Annotated in this window: 18 protein-coding genes and 2 pseudogenes; 14 read left to right on the plus strand and 6 right to left on the minus strand. The window is 63.1% G+C overall.

The window, feature by feature from the left end:
• Nucleotides 1-8 precede the first annotated feature (8 nt).
• From AUC70_RS02775 to AUC70_RS02825, 11 genes are all read left to right on the plus strand, one after another.
• Nucleotides 9-1,457, plus strand: coding sequence for an OmpA family protein (locus tag AUC70_RS02775; RefSeq protein WP_158007337.1), 1,449 nt, complete (start codon nucleotides 9-11; stop codon nucleotides 1,455-1,457).
• A 33-nt stretch (nucleotides 1,458-1,490) separates the two neighbouring features.
• Nucleotides 1,491-2,123 carry a hypothetical protein gene (locus tag AUC70_RS02780; RefSeq protein WP_069443498.1) on the plus strand — a complete coding sequence of 211 codons (633 nt, stop codon included), beginning with the start codon at nucleotides 1,491-1,493 and terminating at the stop codon, nucleotides 2,121-2,123.
• Between the two features lie 228 nt (nucleotides 2,124-2,351).
• The gene (locus AUC70_RS02785; RefSeq protein ID WP_069443499.1) at nucleotides 2,352-3,044 is read left to right on the plus strand and encodes a pyridoxamine 5'-phosphate oxidase family protein; all 693 of its coding nucleotides are present in this window, start codon (nucleotides 2,352-2,354) and stop codon (nucleotides 3,042-3,044) included.
• Nucleotides 3,045-3,165: 121 nt separating this feature from the next.
• Nucleotides 3,166-4,623: an SLC13 family permease gene (locus AUC70_RS02790; RefSeq protein WP_069443500.1), complete on the plus strand. Its 1,458-nt coding sequence runs from the start codon at nucleotides 3,166-3,168 to the stop codon at nucleotides 4,621-4,623.
• A gap of 265 nt (nucleotides 4,624-4,888) precedes the next feature.
• Nucleotides 4,889-5,434 (plus strand): AsmA family protein, encoded by a 546-nt coding sequence (locus AUC70_RS02795; protein WP_069443501.1) that lies wholly within the window; start codon nucleotides 4,889-4,891, stop codon nucleotides 5,432-5,434.
• On the plus strand, nucleotides 5,329-6,510 hold the full coding sequence (locus AUC70_RS16990; RefSeq protein ID WP_158007338.1) for an AsmA family protein: 1,182 nt from the start codon (nucleotides 5,329-5,331) through the stop codon (nucleotides 6,508-6,510). The genes AUC70_RS02795 and AUC70_RS16990 overlap by 106 nt, the downstream gene beginning before the upstream one ends.
• Nucleotides 6,459-7,106, plus strand: a complete 648-nt coding sequence (locus AUC70_RS02805) for an AsmA family protein (protein ID WP_069443503.1) — start codon at nucleotides 6,459-6,461, stop codon at nucleotides 7,104-7,106. Before AUC70_RS16990 ends, AUC70_RS02805 begins: the two co-directional genes overlap by 52 nt.
• Entirely contained in the window at nucleotides 7,091-7,681 is a 591-nt protein-coding gene (locus tag AUC70_RS02810) for a hypothetical protein (protein ID WP_069443504.1), read from the plus strand. Before AUC70_RS02805 ends, AUC70_RS02810 begins: the two co-directional genes overlap by 16 nt.
• Nucleotides 7,682-7,891: 210 nt before the next feature.
• On the plus strand, nucleotides 7,892-8,149 hold the full coding sequence (locus AUC70_RS16995; RefSeq protein ID WP_069443505.1) for a PepSY domain-containing protein: 258 nt from the start codon (nucleotides 7,892-7,894) through the stop codon (nucleotides 8,147-8,149).
• A 186-nt stretch (nucleotides 8,150-8,335) separates the two neighbouring features.
• A complete protein-coding gene (gene ykgO, locus AUC70_RS02820; protein WP_045368701.1) occupies nucleotides 8,336-8,461 on the plus strand; it encodes a type B 50S ribosomal protein L36 in 126 nt (41 codons plus the stop codon).
• 173 nt (nucleotides 8,462-8,634) lie between these two features.
• Entirely contained in the window at nucleotides 8,635-9,363 is a 729-nt protein-coding gene (locus tag AUC70_RS02825) for a tetratricopeptide repeat protein (protein WP_158007339.1), read from the plus strand.
• A gap of 51 nt (nucleotides 9,364-9,414) precedes the next feature.
• On the opposite strand, the pseudogene pyk reads toward AUC70_RS02825, so the two are convergent.
• Both pyk and AUC70_RS02835 read right to left on the minus strand, forming a co-directional pair.
• Nucleotides 9,415-10,828, minus strand: a pseudogene (gene pyk / locus AUC70_RS02830) (pyruvate kinase).
• Nucleotides 10,744-11,268 carry a DUF1036 domain-containing protein gene (locus tag AUC70_RS02835; RefSeq protein WP_141701928.1) on the minus strand — a complete coding sequence of 175 codons (525 nt, stop codon included), beginning with the start codon at nucleotides 11,266-11,268 and terminating at the stop codon, nucleotides 10,744-10,746. The pseudogene pyk and the gene AUC70_RS02835 overlap by 85 nt, the downstream one beginning before the upstream one ends.
• A 290-nt stretch (nucleotides 11,269-11,558) precedes the next feature.
• Between AUC70_RS02835 and AUC70_RS02840 the strand changes: the two genes are divergently transcribed.
• From AUC70_RS02840 to AUC70_RS02850, 3 genes are all read left to right on the plus strand, one after another.
• Nucleotides 11,559-12,341: an N-formylglutamate amidohydrolase gene (locus AUC70_RS02840; RefSeq protein WP_244505469.1), complete on the plus strand. Its 783-nt coding sequence runs from the start codon at nucleotides 11,559-11,561 to the stop codon at nucleotides 12,339-12,341.
• Between the two features lie 14 nt (nucleotides 12,342-12,355).
• Nucleotides 12,356-12,601 (plus strand): DUF1244 domain-containing protein, encoded by a 246-nt coding sequence (locus AUC70_RS02845; protein WP_069443507.1) that lies wholly within the window; start codon nucleotides 12,356-12,358, stop codon nucleotides 12,599-12,601.
• 182 nt (nucleotides 12,602-12,783) lie between these two features.
• Entirely contained in the window at nucleotides 12,784-13,047 is a 264-nt protein-coding gene (locus tag AUC70_RS02850) for a DUF2312 domain-containing protein (RefSeq protein WP_069443508.1), read from the plus strand.
• Between the two features lie 48 nt (nucleotides 13,048-13,095).
• Here AUC70_RS02850 and AUC70_RS02855 read toward each other — a convergent pair whose 3' ends face one another.
• The 4 genes and pseudogenes from AUC70_RS02855 to AUC70_RS02870 all read right to left on the minus strand — a co-directional run bounded on the left by AUC70_RS02855 (nucleotide 13,096) and on the right by AUC70_RS02870 (nucleotide 16,652).
• On the minus strand, nucleotides 13,096-13,779 hold the full coding sequence (locus AUC70_RS02855) for a hypothetical protein (protein ID WP_069443509.1): 684 nt from the start codon (nucleotides 13,777-13,779) through the stop codon (nucleotides 13,096-13,098).
• Nucleotides 13,761-14,443 (minus strand): annotated as a pseudogene (locus tag AUC70_RS16020) (peptidoglycan L,D-endopeptidase MepK). Before AUC70_RS16020 ends, AUC70_RS02855 begins: the two are co-directional and overlap by 19 nt.
• A 308-nt stretch (nucleotides 14,444-14,751) precedes the next feature.
• Complete coding sequence (locus AUC70_RS02865) at nucleotides 14,752-15,801, minus strand: L,D-transpeptidase family protein (RefSeq protein WP_069443511.1); 1,050 nt, start codon at nucleotides 15,799-15,801, stop codon at nucleotides 14,752-14,754.
• A 14-nt stretch (nucleotides 15,802-15,815) separates the two neighbouring features.
• Nucleotides 15,816-16,652 (minus strand): L,D-transpeptidase scaffold domain-containing protein, encoded by an 837-nt coding sequence (locus AUC70_RS02870; RefSeq protein ID WP_141701920.1) that lies wholly within the window; start codon nucleotides 16,650-16,652, stop codon nucleotides 15,816-15,818.
• Nucleotides 16,653-16,673: the final 21 nt, after the last annotated feature.

A 16,673-nucleotide genomic window follows, 5' to 3' on the forward strand; every position in this document is an offset into this window, starting at 1 on the left:
GTATGCCGGTGCGGAAGGTCTTGGGAATCTTGGCGCTCGTCTTGGGCGTCGCGGCGCTGTGCTGGTTTGGCGCCAAGCATCATGCCAAGCGAATCGAGCAGACCGTTGCTGATGGTGCCAACGGCGCGGTCGCCGCGTCAGTGCATGGCCTCAAGACGTCCGTCGCGGGCCGCGACATCGAGGTGAGCGGTCTCGCCGACAGCAACGCGGAACGCAAACGCATTCTCGAGACGCTCGACATTGTGCAAGGGCGCCGCGTCGTTCGCGACAAGATGAAGGTGTTGGAGTCGGTTGTTCCCTACACATTCTCGGCGGTGAAAACGGACAAGGGCGTCACGGTTTCCGGCCATGTGCCGACCGAAGCCGCGCGCGCAGGTATTGCCGTCATTCTCGACCGCGATGCGTCCTCGCTGAAGTTGGCCTCGGGCGCGCCGGGGGGCTGGACGATGGTCGCGCAGGACGGGCTCAGCGCTCTCGCCAAGCTCAACAAGGGCAAGCTCACCATGTCGGACAAGTCGCTGACCCTTTCGGGTGAGGCGACGACACCGCGCCGGGGAGGCGGCGCTGGCCGAACTCAAGGACGTGCCGCCAGGTACATGGTGGACACGTCGCTCACTTATCTCGACGACGGCAAACCAGCGGCATTCGAGCTCGTCTATTCCGCTTCGGACGGGGCTTCCGCGAGCGGCAAGCTTCCGGCCGGACTGACAACCCATGAAATCGCCAGCGCGCTGGGTCTCGATTGGGTCTCCGGCGAACCCACCAATTCAGTGTCGGGCGACTCCGGCCCTTCGCTCGGCATCATGAAGAAGCTTGGCTCCTGGCTTCCGGAATTCGAGACGCTGAAACTGGCGTTCGGCGGCGACAACGATTTCGGCCTGACCGGAAGCGCCTCCCCGGGAGCGGATGTCGAACTCCTGGAGACGGGCCTGTCCAAGGATCTCGGCGACACGGTCGCCGTGAGTGTCGAGGCAGCAGCCGACTTGCCGCCCGACGGCACCAGCCGCAAGAACGTGGCGACGGGAGAGACCGAGGTGATGACGGCCGGATATTGGCTGCCGCAGATGGACTTCGTGGCGAGCCGCGACCAGTGCAGCGACAAGGCCAACGCCCTCTTGTCCAAGCGTGACGTGAATTTCGTGACCGGCTCCGCGCGGCTCGACGCGCGCTCCTTGCAGGTCATCAACGCGATGACGGCGCTTGTTATGAAATGCGTCCAGTCCGGCGATCTGCGCGTGGAGGTTGGCGGCCATACGGACAGCCAGGGCGACAGTGACTTCAACATGGACCTGAGCCAGAAGCGGGCCGACGCGGTGGCGGACGCCCTCAAGAAGCGCGGCATACCGGCAGATGCGATTACGGCGGCGGGCTACGGCGACACGGAGCCGCTGGCCGACAACGACACGGAAGAGGGCCGGGCGGCGAACCGACGCGTGACCTTGGCATTCACTCAGTAACCGGCCCAGACGGCACACAAAGGGGATTGTTCGATGTTCAAGAATTGGGGCTTCCTGCTCGGAGAAATCTGGTTCCTGATCCTGCTCGCAGCGCTTCTGGGACTGTTCGTGGGATGGCTTATCTGGGGCGGCCGCCGCAAGACCGTCTACAAGGCCTCGGGCGAAGAGATCGGGACGTTGCGCACCCAGCTCGAGGACTGCCGGGCAAGCTGCAGGGAAAAGGACGATTTGATCGGCCGTCTCGAGGGTCGGCTCGAAGGCCGCGGGGAAGCCAAGGAAGCCAGGCCAGCCACCCCGGCGACGGCCGCGGCGCCTGCCAATCTTGCCGCCGTGAGTGCGCCGGCCGTCGAGAGCGCCAACGAGGGCGTCAAACCCAAGACACTCGATGCCCCGCTGGAGGGCAAGCCCGATAACCTAAAGAAAATCAAAGGCGTAGGTCCGAAACTCGAAAAGCTCTGCAACCGTTTGGGCTTTTGGCATTTCGACCAGATCGCCAATTGGACCGACGCTGAAGTGGCCTGGGTCGACGCCAATCTCGAAGGCTTCAAGGGGCGGGTCACGCGCGACGACTGGGTTGCGCAGGCCAAGCTGCTGGCGGAAGGACGGACGACCGAGTTTTCCAAGCGTGTCGAGGCCGGCGATGTCTACGACAAGGATAAGACCTAGGGCGCGCATCTGATCGCAGACGGTTTTGCGGCGGCGGAGAGGTTCTCTGCCGCCGTTTTCTTTTCGGTTGGCGCGTCGCGCTCAACTCCTAAGCCGTTCCCTCCTGCAGCACGAAACTTCAAGTTGACCGGCGGTCCGCTCTGCTAAAGATTCGTGCCTTGCCGAAAAAGAGGCCGGCAAAGGCTGGCGCAGAGACCGGGACAAAGAACGGCACACGGGAGGGACATCATGGCGACGGAAGAAGAAGTATCCATACCCAATCCGGACGAGTTCTACTCGCCGCAGCAGCGCGCGCTCCAGGACGAGTTGCAGACCCGGCCGCTCGCCAACGCGGTGGTCTTCGCCGTGGTGCGCGACGAGCTCGATCCCGAGATGGCGGGCTTTATCTCCAGCCGCGACTATTTCTTCCTGTCCACGGTGAACGGGGACGGCGAACCCACGGTGTCCTACAAGGGCGGCAATGTGGGCGTGGCGCATGTGGCGGACACCAAGACCATCGTGTTCCCCAGCTACAACGGCAACGGCATGTATTTTTCGGCCGGCAATATCTCCGCCACGGGCAAGGTCGGTATGCTGTTCATCGATATGTGCACGCCCCATCGCGTGCGGGTACAGGGCACCGCGGCGCTCTCTCAGAACGAAGAGCACATGAAGCTCTTTCCCGGCGCGGAGTTCTTGATCGAGGTCACGGTCGACAAGGCCTTCATCAATTGCGCCCGGTACATCCATAAGCACGAACGGGTCGAGGCCACGAACCGATACGTGCCGGATGCGGACGGTGAGGCGCCTCTGCCGGCTTGGAAGCGGATCGACATGATTCAGGAGGCGCTCCCTGAGGCCGATGCCGGCCGGGTCGCCGAGAGTGGCGGCACGATCACCGAGGACGACTACAAGCAAAAGGTGATGGACGGGACGTCCTAGGCCTTTCCCCCCCCCCTCAAATTGACATGCGGCCACGATCCATGCCCAAAGCGGGTACGGACGATCTCTGCGGTGGCCCGAAAACGCTTCGCGGCACCTGAGCGAAAGGCGGTCGCGCAACATGCTTGAGCCCGACGAAGGCGGTGGCGGACGCAAGCTGCACCAACTGGTGGGCCTTGTCCTCGGGCCGGCGGCTTTCGCAGCCTGTGTCCTCAGCCCCGCGCCGGAGGGATTGTCGGCCACGGGCTGGTCTGTTGCGGCACTCGCCATATGGATGGCCATATGGTGGGCCACGGAGGCGGTCCCACTCTTCGTCACGGCGCTGCTGCCCCTGGCGGTCTTGCCGCTTCTCGGCGTCGAGGGCATCGACGGCGCCGCCGCGCCGTTCGCCCATCCCGTCGTGTTCCTGCTGCTGGGCGGGTTTCTCATCGGGCTCGCGCTCGAAAAATGGAATCTGCACCGGCGGATCGCCTTCCACATCATCCTGGCCGTCGGCAGCCGTCCACTCAGTCTCATCGCGGGCAAGATGCTGGCGACCGCGTTCCTGAGCATGTGGATCACGAACACGGCGACGACCATCATGGTGCTGCCGATCGCGATGTCGCTCATCGCCGTCGTCACGCCGGACAGGAAGCGCGGTCATGGCGAAGCGGCTAATTTCGGCACCGCCATGATGCTCGGCATCGCCTATGCGGCCTCCATCGGCGGGATGGCCTCGCTCGTCGGGTCGCCGACAAACTTGCTGGCGGCCAGCTATCTGGAGGAGGTCTTCAGTATCGAGATGACGTTCCTCGACTGGATGCTGTTCGCCCTGCCGATCTCCGCCATGCTTCTGGGATGCGCGTATCTCATCCTGACCCGGGTCGCGTTTCCCGTGTCCAACAGACTCGGCAAAGTCGATCCTAGCCTTGTCGAAAACATGCTACGCGAAATGGGTCCGATGACGGGTCCTGAAAAGCGCGTCTGCGCCGTGTTCACCGCGGTTGCGCTTTGCTGGATCTTTTCGCCGTTGGTGGAAGACCGGCTCGGCTTCGACATCTCCGACACGGGCATTGCGCTCATCGGCGCCATCGCTCTCTTCGCCATTCCTGCGCACTGGCCGGACCGGACGTTCCTGTTGGATGTAACGGCGGTGCGCCGGATTCCCTGGGAGGTTCTGATCCTCTTCGGTGGCGGGCTGAGCCTCGCAGCGATCGACACGACCGGTCTTGCCGTCTGGATCGGCAACGGCCTGTCGTTCTTGAATGCGATGCCGCTGCTTGTGGTGATCTTCGGCGTGACGCTGCTCGTGGTCTTGCTGACGGAGCTGATGAGCAACACGGCCACGGTCGCCGCCTTCCTGCCCATCGCGGGCAGTCTTGCACTCGGGACCGACGTGGCGCCGCTTCTGTTCGTGATGCCGATTGCGCTTGCGGCATCGTCGGCCTTCATGCTGCCGGTCGCGACGCCGCCGAACACGCTTGTCTTCGGCACAGGTTACGTGACCCTGCCGCAGATGATGCGGGCAGGCGCGCTGCTCAATTTGTTCGGAACAGCGATCATCGCGGCCGCCGTGACGCTGGCCGCGCGTTTCTTGTAGTGTGATGGCGGGAAGTGGCCCGGCCAGGAGCCCATTCCTGTCCGGGCCGAAACGCCTTTATTTGTTAACTTCCCGTTCGGTTTTGAGCCCTAGAACGCTAGCCTCCCAATTCTTAACGAGGTGTTAACGCGGAGCGTTCGTCCACGGCATTCGTCCGGGCGGCGAATTGGCCGCGCGCGGCCCAGGCGAGGGCGGATGTCGGCTTTGAACGTTTGTGGCCTTGGGGTAGGCTCGCGGCACTCCAACCGTGGCAGTTTGTTTCCCCATGAGCCTTCAATCGTTTCTTCGGACGATCCTCCAAGTCGGCTTTATTTTGCTTCTGATCCTCGCCGTTCCGCTGGCGGGGCTTTTGCTGATTTCGGCCGGACCGTTCGAAGAGGTGCGGCGTAAGGCGGCCGAGTACTTCATCAGCGAAGCCATCGAAGTGCCGGTCGAGGTCAAAGGGCCCGTCGAGATCGGCTTCAGCCTCGAGCCCAAGGTGTCCCTGCAAGACATCGTCGCCGTCGAGAGCCGGCTGCCCTCGGACATGAAGGACCTGTCGGTCAAGGCCGTCGATGTGGAGATCCCGCTGCTGCCGCTGTTAACGGGCCGGCTGGACCTGAGCGGGTTGACCGTCGACGGTCTCAAGGTTGCGATCGATATGCCGCAAGGCGCGGTACCGAAGTGCAAGGCATCAAAGCGATTGCTGAGTTCGTCGGAAACGTCGTGCACTCGGGCACCTCCAGCAATTTCGAGCTGCACGACGCCACGCTCGATATCACCGATCAGGAAACCGGATTTACGGTCGACTACGCCTTCGATGCGGTGGTGAGCAAGGCAAGGGATGACGGGTCGATCGGTGTCGATGCGAAGGGGCGCATGAACGGAGAGCCCTGGAAGTTCGGCGGCGACGTGAAGCCGCGGGTGGATGGACAGAAACGGACGTTCGACTTCTCCGTCGAGCATCCCGGCCTCGTGGCGGCCTTGTCCGGCGACTATGCCTTCGGTTCTGCCGGCGACGCGATCGATCTCAAGGTGACGGCCGAGGTGCCGTCGCTGGCGCAATCCCTCAAGATCTACGGGATCAAGGGTGAACTGAATGGCTCCAGCGATATCTCCGGCCGGATATCCGGGCCGCTCGAGGCCCTGAAGCTTTCCGATCTTGAGTTCACGACCAATTTCGAGTCGGGGGACGTCTATACGCTCTCCGGTGGAATCAACGATCTGACCGCCATGACCGGTCTCGATCTGGCCTTGAACGGCAAGATCAAGCAGCACGATCCACCGGACAGCCAGGTTTGGCCCTTCCTCAAAATCGGCATCGCGGGTTTCTCGGGGAAGCTGAAGGGTTCGGTCGACGGTGTCCTGGTGCGCGACCTCACCATCGACACCACCGCCATCGATACCACGCTGAGCAGTTTGGGTCCGATTACCGCCGAGAGGCTATACAAGGACAAAGAGGGTCGGCTTGGGCTCTACGACCTTGTCATTCTCGCCGGCGACACGGACCATCCGGGTCTGCGCATCACTGGCGACGTGAAGGACATCATCGACTTCAAGGGCGTGCACCTGAAGGGCGTTGTCGATATTCCGACGACGGAGTTTCTTGATCTCGCTGTGAAGAAGGAGGTGGCCGGGCTCGGCCATTTTGCCGGAGACTTCGAGGTCTCCGACGCCGATGGATCGCTCGGTCTGGAGGCCCTATCGGCGAAAGTGACGGACAGCAAGCTGCTGGCGCTGTCGGTCGATCTCTCCTACGACGACGTGAAGGCGGGAGACGACTTCGACCTTGCCACGCAACTGGACATTCCAAGCTTCGAAGCTTGGCTGAGGCTCTCGACTCGAAGGTCGCCGATGTGGGCCAAGTCAAATTCGACGGCACCGTGTCGGGCGGCAAGAATAGGCTAGACCTCGCCGGGACGGCGCTGGCGGGCGACACCACGATCAAAGGTGTGCTCAGCGGCGTCGTCACCGATGGAAAGCCGTCGCTGTCTGGCAGTCTGTCTTCGCCGCTCCTGCATCTGTCGGACATGAAGAAGCTTCATGCGGTCGGCACGACCTACCTGCAGAAGATCGACGACAAGGACCTCGACGTCGTCGACTACTCCGACATGTGGAACGATCTGCCGGTCGACGTCGAGATCGATGTCGCCAAGATCGCGGGCGGCGGAACCGATGCGAGCAACATCAAGGGCCAGGTGACGTATCTCTCGGGGGTGGTGGGGCTCGACCCGCTGGCTCTCACCTATCTCGGCGGCCGGGCGACGGCGTCGGGCAAGATCGACACGATCAAGAAGCCGACCAGCTTTGCGCTGAAGGGCAACGTGGACAGCTTGGCCATCGGCACGATCCTGAAAGAGATGAAGGTGAACTTCCCGGTTCGCGGGACGCTCTTCGTCGACTACGACCTAACAGGCGCGGGCGATAGCGTCGCCGAGATTCCCCACACGCTTGGCGGGTCGGTGAGTTCTCGCTGCGCGACGGCTGGGTGGGAACGGACCTGATCAATCTGACGGGGATGAGCCTTCCGGCCTGGCTTCTGTCGCGGGGGCACGACGGCGGCGGTGCCGAGCTCGTTTGCGTCGTGGCTCCGTTTGCGTTCGCCGAGGGGCGGGGCACCACCCGCGGCCTTGTCTTCGAGACCCGCGAGGTTCAGATCGCCGGTGTTGGTTACGTGAACCTGCGGCGTGAAACCGTCGATCTGCGTTTCAAGCCCCAGCCCTTGCGGCAGGAGCTCATCAAGGTCACGCAGCCTTTCGCCATCCAGGGCAACCTCTATCATCCCACGCTCCATCTCGAAGGCGCGCCGGTGCTGAACGCGCTCGCCGGATCGCTCGCCTTTCCGTTCAATGCACTCGACCACATCATCCAGCCCAAGCTCGGGGAGGTGCGCCACCGGCCTTGCCAAGTGATTCATACGGCGATGCCCGAGGAGCGCGGGAGGGAGCAGCGCGAAGGCGCCCGCGGCCCGCTCGGACTGGGACTATTCGGACGCGAAGGGGAGGCGGGCCGCGCGCGCGAAGAGAGCCGCGAAAGGCCGCCCGCCCGCGAGGGCCTCTTCGGCCGCGAGAGGCGCTAGATCAATTCTTGCGGCGGTAGTGCGCCGTCATGACCTCGATATTCTCCAATGCCGTACCAAAAAGTATTCCCACTATGCCGGAACACAGCGCTGCCAATTACGTTAATGCATACATGTTGTTCGGGAAATATTCAGCGTTGTTTTAGGAAAGACTTCTACTACTCAGGTGCGAACCCCATATTGGGGACTGGCCAAAAGGAGGAACGACCTATGCGAATTTTGATTACGGCATTTGCTCTCATGTTTGCCAGTGCGACGACGTCATACGCTGCCGACGAGGCGCTGACCGAGGAGCAGGTCGAGGGCGTCGAGATGGCGATCAAGGCGATGGGATGTACCGTCGAAGATACCAATATCGAGATGGAGAACGGCGGCTACGAGGCCGACGATGTTGTCTGCGAGGACGACAAGCAGTTCGACGTCTACCTCGACAAGGACTTCAAGGTCACGAAGAAGGTCGCGGAGTAATATCCGGACCCGTTTGGAAGCAGATGCCCCGGCGACACGTGCGCCGGGGTTTTCTGTGTCTCGGTCCAAGCGCCGCCGGCAAGTTGACAGCAGGACGGTGTCTTCTTATGGTCCGGCTCAAATTTCGGGCGGCTCTTATCCAAGGGCCGCCCGGACTGTTTTTTCAGCCGAAATGGATGGCGTGAGATGAAAATCAAGAATTCTTTGAAGGCCCTGGTCAAGCGCCACCGGGACAACCGGGTGGTTCGCCGCCGTGGCCGGCTCTATGTGATCAACAAGACCAACCGCCGCTTCAAGGCGCGCCAAGGTTAGCCTTCGAGGCTAACCCCAGGCTGCGTTCTCCATGGATTTGCCCCCTTTCCAGACGGTTTGGGGGCGCCGATGCGGAAAAGCTTTGACGGGGCCCTATTGGGCCCCGTAATTTTTTGCCTATGAGACTTCCGGGCCAAAAACTAGGTCTATGTTTGCTGGGCGTGGCGTTCCTCGTGCCGGCGCCGGTTCGCGCCGGTCCGCCCACCGTGCTCGCGCAGTTCTTCGAGGAATTCGACGGCGAGGCCCAGCGTCCGCCCGGGGAGGATCCGGGGCTCGGGGGCCTCGATTTCGAGGACTTGGAGGAGAACGATCTCGGCGCCGGGCCGGAACGCGTCCCGGGCTGGGCGTCGGGCGAAGCGCCGGGCGACGGGGAAGGAGCCATCGCGGGTGCCGTCCCGCCTGCGTTCGATCCCGCCGAGCGGCCCCTATTGCTGGAAGGGCTCTATGAGCGCCTCGCTCAGGCCAAGAGCCCGACCGAGGCCGCACCGATCACCGAGGCGATCGAGGAGCTGTGGTCCATGAGCGGCAGCGACACGGTCGATCTTCTGATGAGCCGCGCCACACTATTCGCCAACGAGTCGGATGTGGATCTATCTCTCGCGGTTCTGGACGCCGTCGTGGACATCGCGCCGGAGGAGGCAGAAGCCTGGTATCTGCGCGCCAAGGTCAACGTCCTCGCGGGCAAGCCGGAGCGGGCGCTGGCCGATCTGCGGCAGGCCCTGAATCTGGATGACAAGCACTACCGGGCGATCACGGATCTCGGGCTGGTCCTGGAGCAGCTCGGGGCGAAGAAGGAAGCGCTGAAGGCCTACCGCCAGGCGCTAGCGGTCAATCCCTATATGGACGACGCCCAGGCCGGGGTCGATGCGCTCTCGCGCGAAGTCGAAGGCCAGGATATCTGACAAGATACCTAGCCACGTCCTCTAGACGAGCTCTCTAGCCAGCAAGCGGTCCTACGGGATCTCGATATCGTCGGTGGGATCGACCTCGGCGATGCGCAAGAGATTCGTCGCGCCCGACTTCCCAAGCGGGACGCCGGCGGTGACGATCACTTGCTCGCCGGCTTTGGCGAAGTTCCTGATACGCAATGCGGCAGGCCTTGGCGACCATGTCGTCGAGACTGATCGGGTCGTCTGCAAGAACGCAGTGCTGGCCCCACACAATGGTCAGCTTCCGCGCCGTTCGAGGGATCGGCGTCAAGGCCAGGATCGGCTGTTGCGGCCGCTCGCGCGCGGCGCGTAGCGCCGTGGCGCCCGTGGCGGTGTAACAGACGATGGCCGCGAGATTGAGGGTCTCGGCCACAGTCCGGGAGGCCGCTGAAATCGCGTCCGCGCCCGTCGCTTTCGGGTCGATACGTTGCGCATGGATGATCGCCGCATGAAGCGGATCGTGTTCCACCTCGATGGCGATCCGGTTCATGGTGGCCACGGCATCCACCGGATATTTGCCGACAGCCGATTCCGCCGACAGCATAACGGCGTCGGCGCCTTCGAACACAGCGGTCGCGACATCGGAGACTTCGGCCCGCGTCGGAACGGGGGCGTAGATCATCGATTCCAGCATTTGCGTTGCGACCACCACCGGCTTGCCCGCGTTGCGCGCGGCCCGGCTGATCTGCTTCTGGAGACCGGGGACCTTCTCGACGGGCATCTCAACACCGAGATCGCCGCGCGCCACCATGATCCCGTCGGCCAGATCGACGATTTCCTTCAGGTAGTGGATCGCCGTGGGCTTCTCGATCTTCGCCATGATGGCGGTGCGTCCGCGGCTCAGCTTGCGCGCTTCTTCGATGTCGGCGGGGCGCTGCACGAACGAAAGTGCGAGCCAGGAGACGCCGATGGCATTGGCGCATTCGATGTCGGACCGGTCCTTGTCGGTCAGCGCACCGAACGGCAGGACCGTATCGGGCATGCTGATGCCCTTGCGGCTACCGAGAAGACCCGAGTTCAAGACCTCGGCGTCGATGCGGACGTCGGACGCTTCCACCACGCGCAGCCTGAGCTTGCCGTCGTCGAGCAGCATCGTGTGGCCGGCTTCGACGGATTCGAAGATCTCCGGATGGGGCAGGTGGATGCGGCCCAGACCGCCGACATCCTCGCGGCGGACGAAGCTCACGACATCGCCTTGGGTCAGGCGCATCGTCCCGGATTCGATCTTGCCGATGCGAAGCTTCGGCCCCTGAAGATCCACGAGGATCCCGATAGGGCGCGAGAACTCCGACTCCAGCTTGCGGACAATCCCGTGGACTTCGCGCAAGCCGTCATGGGTCGCGTGGCTCATGTTCACGCGAAAGACATCGGCGCCCGCTTCGAACAGGCGCCGCATCGTATCTTCGTTGGTGGAGGCAGGACCGAGCGTGGCGACGATCTTGACTCGTCGGTTGCGCCTTGGTTCTTTGCTTCGCCTTCTGGGTCCGTCAGACGCACTGTCCAATCCCTCTCTTCGCCCGTATCGACCTCGAAGAAGCCGGTGCGTTTATGCCCGCGCTTTTCGCAGTCCGTTGTATTGCGGATGGTGAAGGACTTGTCGTCCGTGCACATGTAGAGGCCGCCCGCCCATTCACCGCCCCGGTCATAGTCCACCGCGTGGATGTAGTAGTAGCGGCCTATCAGCACACCCTTGAGCAAAGTCTCGCAGGTGTGGGAGGCGATATTCCACCAGCCCTCGCTGGCCCAGCCCTCGGTATCCTTGTAGCCGATCGCGACGCCGACACGGCTGGCGGTCGTGTTGCACAACTTCAGGTCCGCGTTAGCGGGCGAGACGCCGGTCCCCGTCAGGATGCCGAGCGCCGTGAGGCCGGCCGCCATCGTGCCCGCGGCGGACCAGCGGCGTAGGGTGGCCCAAACGGGCATGGCGTTTCGGATCACGTTAGAGGTAAACATCGAAATCTCGGGGTCTGAAGTGGCGTTTGACCAACGCCGGACAGTAGCGTCGAATAGGTTGCATTTCTCTGACTGGCAGGGCTCGATTATAAAGCTGAGGCCTCGCCCATAAAACACCGCCCAACTTTGAGGTAAATGTGTCGCGGCCCTGTCGTCGTGTCGTTGGGCCCTACCGCTTTCAGGAGTTCAGTCTGGATACTTTGATACAAGAAGATTTGAGCGAGAAGCCATACCGGACCATCGAAGGGGATGTAAAGCTTGGTCTTTTGCTCCTTTGTGATCATGCCCAGAATCGCGTGCCCGAGGACTTACACACCCTTGGACTGCGGCCCGAGGACCTCCACCGGCATATCGCCTTCGACCTTGGCGCGGAGGGCGTCACCCGCTTCCTGGCCGAGATGCTGGGGGCACCTGCGGTCATCAGCCAGTTCTCCCGGCTCCTCATAGACCCGAACCGTGGTCTCGACGATCCGACCCTCATCATGGAGGTCGCCGACGGGCTCGTGGTGCCCGGCAATGTGAGGCTGAGTGCGGAAGCGCGCGAAGAGCGGCTCGACCGCTTCTACCGCCCCTACGACGCCGCCATCGGCCGGGCCGTCGACGCCGGGATCGAGGCGGGCAAGCCGCCGGTCATCCTGTCGCTCCATAGTTTCACCCAGGCCTGGAAAGGGCACCCGAGGCCCTGGCACGCCTCGGTCCTGTGGGATAAGGACCCGCGGGTACCGCTGCCGCTGCTCGAGAAGCTGGGGACCATTCCCGACGCGGTCATCGGCGACAACGAGCCGTATTCCGGGCAGCTCAAGGGCGACACGCTCTACCGGCATGCCACCTCCCGGGGGCTCGCCCATGCGCTGATCGAGGTTCGCCAGGACCTGATTCTCGGCGAAGAGGGCCAGGCAGAATGGGCGGCGCATCTTGCGCGCGCGGTTTCGGACGTGCTCCAGTCCGCGGAGGGGCTGCATCGGATCGAGACCCACGGCTCCCACACAGGCGACTGAGAGGCAGGTGCGTGATGGACGAGAAGACGAAAACAGAAATCGAGGCCGCGGCCTTCCGGCGGCTGGTGGAGCACCTGCAGGAGCGGACCGATGTCCAGAATATCGATCTGATGAACCTTGCGGGCTTTTGCCGGAACTGCGTGTCCGGCTGGTATCTGGAGGCGGCGGACGAGCGGGGCGTACCGGTCAGCAAGGACGAAGCCCGGGAGATGGTCTACGGCATGCCCTATGACGAGTGGAAGGCGAAGTACCAGACCTAGCGCCTCCCGTCTCCGACGAAATCAACAGCAAGATTAATGACTTAGCGCGGCGGCAGTGCTTCGCGCCGCGCACGGCTTTGGATAAGCGGGAAAAGCCGCGTCTTGTGCCTTGCCGCTCATTCCGATTCGGCCCCAAGCTCGCGACTTCATCGAACCATCATAAAAGCCTTGAGGAACAAACCGTGCAGCTTCAGACATCGGCCAAAGATCAGCTTCGTGCCTTCGTATCCCGTATCGAGCGGCTGGAGGAAGAAAAGGCGGCGCTGTCCGCGGATCTGAAAGAGGTCTACGCGGAGGCCAAGGGCAATGGATTCGACGTCAAGGCGCTGCGCAAGCTCATCAGCATCAGGAAGCAGGATGATAATAAGCGCCGCGAGGAGGAAATGATCCTTACGACCTATCTCCATGCGCTCGGCATGGATGAAGAGGAGTCCGAGGCGGCGTAATCCGAAGCGTGCGGGGCTGGCGTGCGTCAGCCCTTCATGCGGCCTCGGCTAGCGGGCGGCGAGGCGCGTGGGGCCTTCCTTCGGGGCGGAGGCATAGAGGCTCGGCACGGCCGGGCCTGTCAGAGTCCGAATGCTTGCGAGGCCGAGATAGCCTGAGCTGGGGCGCAGCCCGAAGCGGCTTGATCCTTCCATGTCACGGAACATGTAGTCGATATTGCCCTGTTCGGGATGGGACATCGGGGCGACCTCGCGGTCGTGCGCCATCGAGGGGACAGCCATCAGTCGCGCGGTCTCGACCGCGACATAGGTCAGCTCGTCCGGATGGTCGTCGTCGAACGCGGGGGCATCGACTGGCTTGGCTTCCTGATAGCTCGGCACCTTTGCCCGGGCCGTGATGGAGGCAGCGTCCGGCTGCTGGCTCTGAGACGGAATGGGCTGGCTGGCCTCGGTCGGACGGAGAGGCTCGCGCGCCCAGGGCAGGGTCCCGCCAAGGCTTGCCAGCACCACGCCGTTAGACGGCTTGTCTTGCTCGGGAATCTCCGCATCCGCCGGTGCGAGCGCCATCGGCTTGAATTGGGTGTCCGACGCGGAGGCAACGACCGGCATGGCCACCGGCGGTTCGGAAAGCTGCGCCAAGACCCGGACCGGGTTCGGTGTGGGCGGTGGTGTGAAGGAGGCGACCGCTGTCCCGGTCAGGCCTTGCGCCTGCGCAATCAAGACGTGGTCGACCATGCCCTTGGACTCGGCGCGGTCATAGTCTGCTTGGTGATCCGCCGTCCGTCGGACGGCACATAGTCGGTCTTGCCGTCCGGAAACAGAGCTGCGAGCTCAAGGCGTGGCATGCGCGGCCACATGCGGACGTTGCCGACGTCCACATGGACGAAGGGGATGCCGGACTTCGGGTAATAGCCCACGCCACCGATCTCTTGGATGAGGGCGGAAGCCCGAAGCTTCGCCACCGGAATGTCCGGGAAATGAATGTCGGAGCCTTGCCGAGCGTGTGCTGGCTGCGCCGTGCCTGGCCGCCACCTGCGCGGCGGAGCTTTTCGTTGGTCTTCGAGCTGCGATAGGCCGAAATCAGGTGGATGGGCTCCTTCGAGCCGAGCCTAGTGTGGAGGGTCCAGATCAGATCGATCAGTTCCCGGTCCATCTTGGTGGGCTCTTTGGCGCGCCAATCGCGCATGAACCAGTTGAGCTTCTTAAGCGCTTCTTCGTCCCACACGCCGTCGCGCTTGTACGTGACGGTGATCGTCTCGTGGGTATGGATCTCATACATGGAAAGGGTACGGTCTTCGGCGGAGGCAACCGTCGCGTGACCGATGAGGCCAGCGGCGCCCATCGTCGCGATTGCAGCGCGCAGCATGGCGCGGCGTACAAGACTCCCCCGAAAACGCATCCCCGTCTTTCCGTATACCCTCGTCGGCGTTATCAGCGACTTTCCCCAATGACACCAAGCCCTTAAGGCCGTCCTGTGCCAGGGTCGCGTGTGCCCCACTGCGACCTATAAGCAACAGTAAACAAATAAAATGAGCGAAAAACAAGGCAAAGCCCTTAACCGTAAACACGCACTTCCGAGCGTAGTTAACGATTTCTGATCGCCCGAATAGCGCGGTTTTTCGGAAGGTTGCGTGGCCGCCGGTGCTGGCGGCTAGGCGTACTCCGCCCGGATGGGCGAAGACAATCTTTAAGGTCAGGCGCGATTGGCTAGTACCCGGTCCGCGCGAAGCGCGTGCCGGCGCGTTTCGGCGCCATCTCCGCCTGCCGCTCTTTCTTGGCCGTTTCGGCAGGGCGCTTCACCGCGGCGTAGTCCCGGCCGTTCTTGAGCAGGGCCGTGCGCATGCGGCGGTCGTGCCCATACAGGTCGCCATAGGTCTTGATAGACCCATCCTCGTTCACCCACAGCGTGAAGTAGGTGACGTAGACGGGGATCGCGTTGTTCAGCGGCACGTGCTTGTCGTAGCCGGTGTTAAAGGCGTCTCTCGTCTTCTCGGCGCTCCAGTTGCGGTCGTACTTCAAAAGGACAGCAGCGAACTCGTCCGGATTCTGCACGCGCATGCAGCCATGGCTCTCCGCGCGGACGGTCTTGTTGAAGTAGTGCTTCTCCTGGGTGTCGTGCATGTAGACGTCATGCTTGTTCGGAAACACGAACTTGACGCGACCCAGCACGTTCGTGGGGCTCGGCGGCTGGTAAAAGTGCAGCTTGCGGATGTCGACGCGGCTCCAGTCGATGCTCTGCGGGTCGATTTCCTGACCGTTATACTTGATGCGCAGTTCGTGCTGCGCCAGCACGCGGGTGTCCCAGCGGCGCCCATACCAGCCTCCGCCATAGGGGCGGATATAGGGCCGGATCTCGCCGGTCTTGATGGAGTTCGGCACATTCCAATAGGGACCGAACACCACGGACTTCATGTCGTTGGAGAAGATTGGCGTCGGCGTCTTGGTTTTGCCGACCACGACGCGGGTCGTGTAGACGGCCTCGTCGTCCTTCACCACGCGCAGCATGAACTCGGGCACGTTCACGGTGACGTAGAACCGGCCCTGGTCCTGGGGTAGCCAACGCCAGCGCTCCATGTTCAGGAGAATCTTCTCGATGTCCGCCGGGTTGCCGGCGTTGCGCAGATGCGGATTGTTCAAGAGCCGCCGTGTGCCCGGGCCGACCACGCCGTCGGCCGCGGTGTTGTGCGCCGTCTGGAAGCGCTTCACCGCCTTGCCGACCGTCTCGTCATAGAGCTCGGGGTCGCTTCCTTGGGGCACGCCGAGCCGCCTTCTCAGCAGAGCGACTTGCGGGTCGGGTCGCCGAACCGGAGCAGCGGTCCGCTCGGGATCTGAATCGCGGGTTCCTTGGTAGCCGTATCGGTTTTGCCGCCGCGCAAGTCGACGAGCTTCCGGCGCAAGGCTTCGAATTGCGGATGCTGCGGCTGGAAGCTGCGCAAATACGCGCCTGCATCCGACCGGTAGGCGATCGACTGGATGACCTCGGAGGGCTTCGGCAACGCAAGGGTCGGATCGAGATTGCGCGAGATACGCCGGGGGTCGACGCGGCCGCCGCGTGCGTCGCGCGCGTAAGCGAGCACGGCATGGCTGATCTGAATTTCCGCCACCGCGAGCGCGTCCGGTGATGTCTTATCGAGTTCGCTCAGGCGCGGCAGCTTGTAGTCCACCGCGTCCAGGCCGTACTCGTCCGCGCGTTCGATCTCGGCAATCGCGGACTTGCCACGGGCAGTCAGCCCGCGTCCGTCGACCCACAGCAGCGGAAGGTCCGGGTCGGCGTAGTAGTCCACGAGCGCGGTCTTCTCGTCGGCTCTGAGGTTGTCCGTAGCCGGACCGCCTTCGGACAGCTGTGCCTGTACCGCCTTGCGAAGAGGATCGGCGGGCTTGGCCGGTTCGGCGCGCTGGACCGTATCGACGGCAGGCGCGTCCATCACGGAGTCGGGCGTGACGGTGCTCTCGCCCGAGTCGAACATCTGCATACGGAGGAACTCGGTGCTGCGCGGATCGGCGCCCAGCATTGCAGTGCTGGTCGTCTCGTCTTGCGCGGCGGTAGCGGGCAGACCCGGCAGAGTCGCGCAAAGAAGCGTCAGTGCGGTTGCGTAAGTAGCCTTCATGGCGCTTGTCCCCCTTTCTGT

The sequence above is a fragment of the Methyloceanibacter stevinii genome, from assembly GCF_001723355.1.
In the GTDB taxonomy this organism is placed as follows: Bacteria; Pseudomonadota; Alphaproteobacteria; order Rhizobiales; family Methyloligellaceae; genus Methyloceanibacter; species Methyloceanibacter stevinii.

Bases quoted from the DNA above. Each gene is read 5' to 3' on its own strand.
- AUC70_RS02780 (WP_069443498.1), top strand. From the start codon at position 1,491: ATGTTCAAGAATTGGGGCTTCCTGCTCGGAGAAATCTGGTTCCTGATC.
- AUC70_RS02785 (WP_069443499.1), top strand. From the start codon at position 2,352: ATGGCGACGGAAGAAGAAGTATCCATACCCAATCCGGACGAGTTCTAC.
- AUC70_RS02790 (WP_069443500.1), top strand. From the start codon at position 3,166: ATGCTTGAGCCCGACGAAGGCGGTGGCGGACGCAAGCTGCACCAACTG.
- AUC70_RS02795 (WP_069443501.1), top strand. From the start codon at position 4,889: ATGAGCCTTCAATCGTTTCTTCGGACGATCCTCCAAGTCGGCTTTATT.
- AUC70_RS16995 (WP_069443505.1), top strand. From the start codon at position 7,892: ATGCGAATTTTGATTACGGCATTTGCTCTCATGTTTGCCAGTGCGACG.
- ykgO (WP_045368701.1), top strand. From the start codon at position 8,336: ATGAAAATCAAGAATTCTTTGAAGGCCCTGGTCAAGCGCCACCGGGAC.
- AUC70_RS02835 (WP_141701928.1), bottom strand. From the start codon at position 11,268: ATGGCGGCCGGCCTCACGGCGCTCGGCATCCTGACGGGGACCGGCGTC.
- AUC70_RS02845 (WP_069443507.1), top strand. From the start codon at position 12,356: ATGGACGAGAAGACGAAAACAGAAATCGAGGCCGCGGCCTTCCGGCGG.
- AUC70_RS02855 (WP_069443509.1), bottom strand. From the start codon at position 13,779: ATGGTCGACCACGTCTTGATTGCGCAGGCGCAAGGCCTGACCGGGACA.
- AUC70_RS02870 (WP_141701920.1), bottom strand. From the start codon at position 16,652: ATGAAGGCTACTTACGCAACCGCACTGACGCTTCTTTGCGCGACTCTG.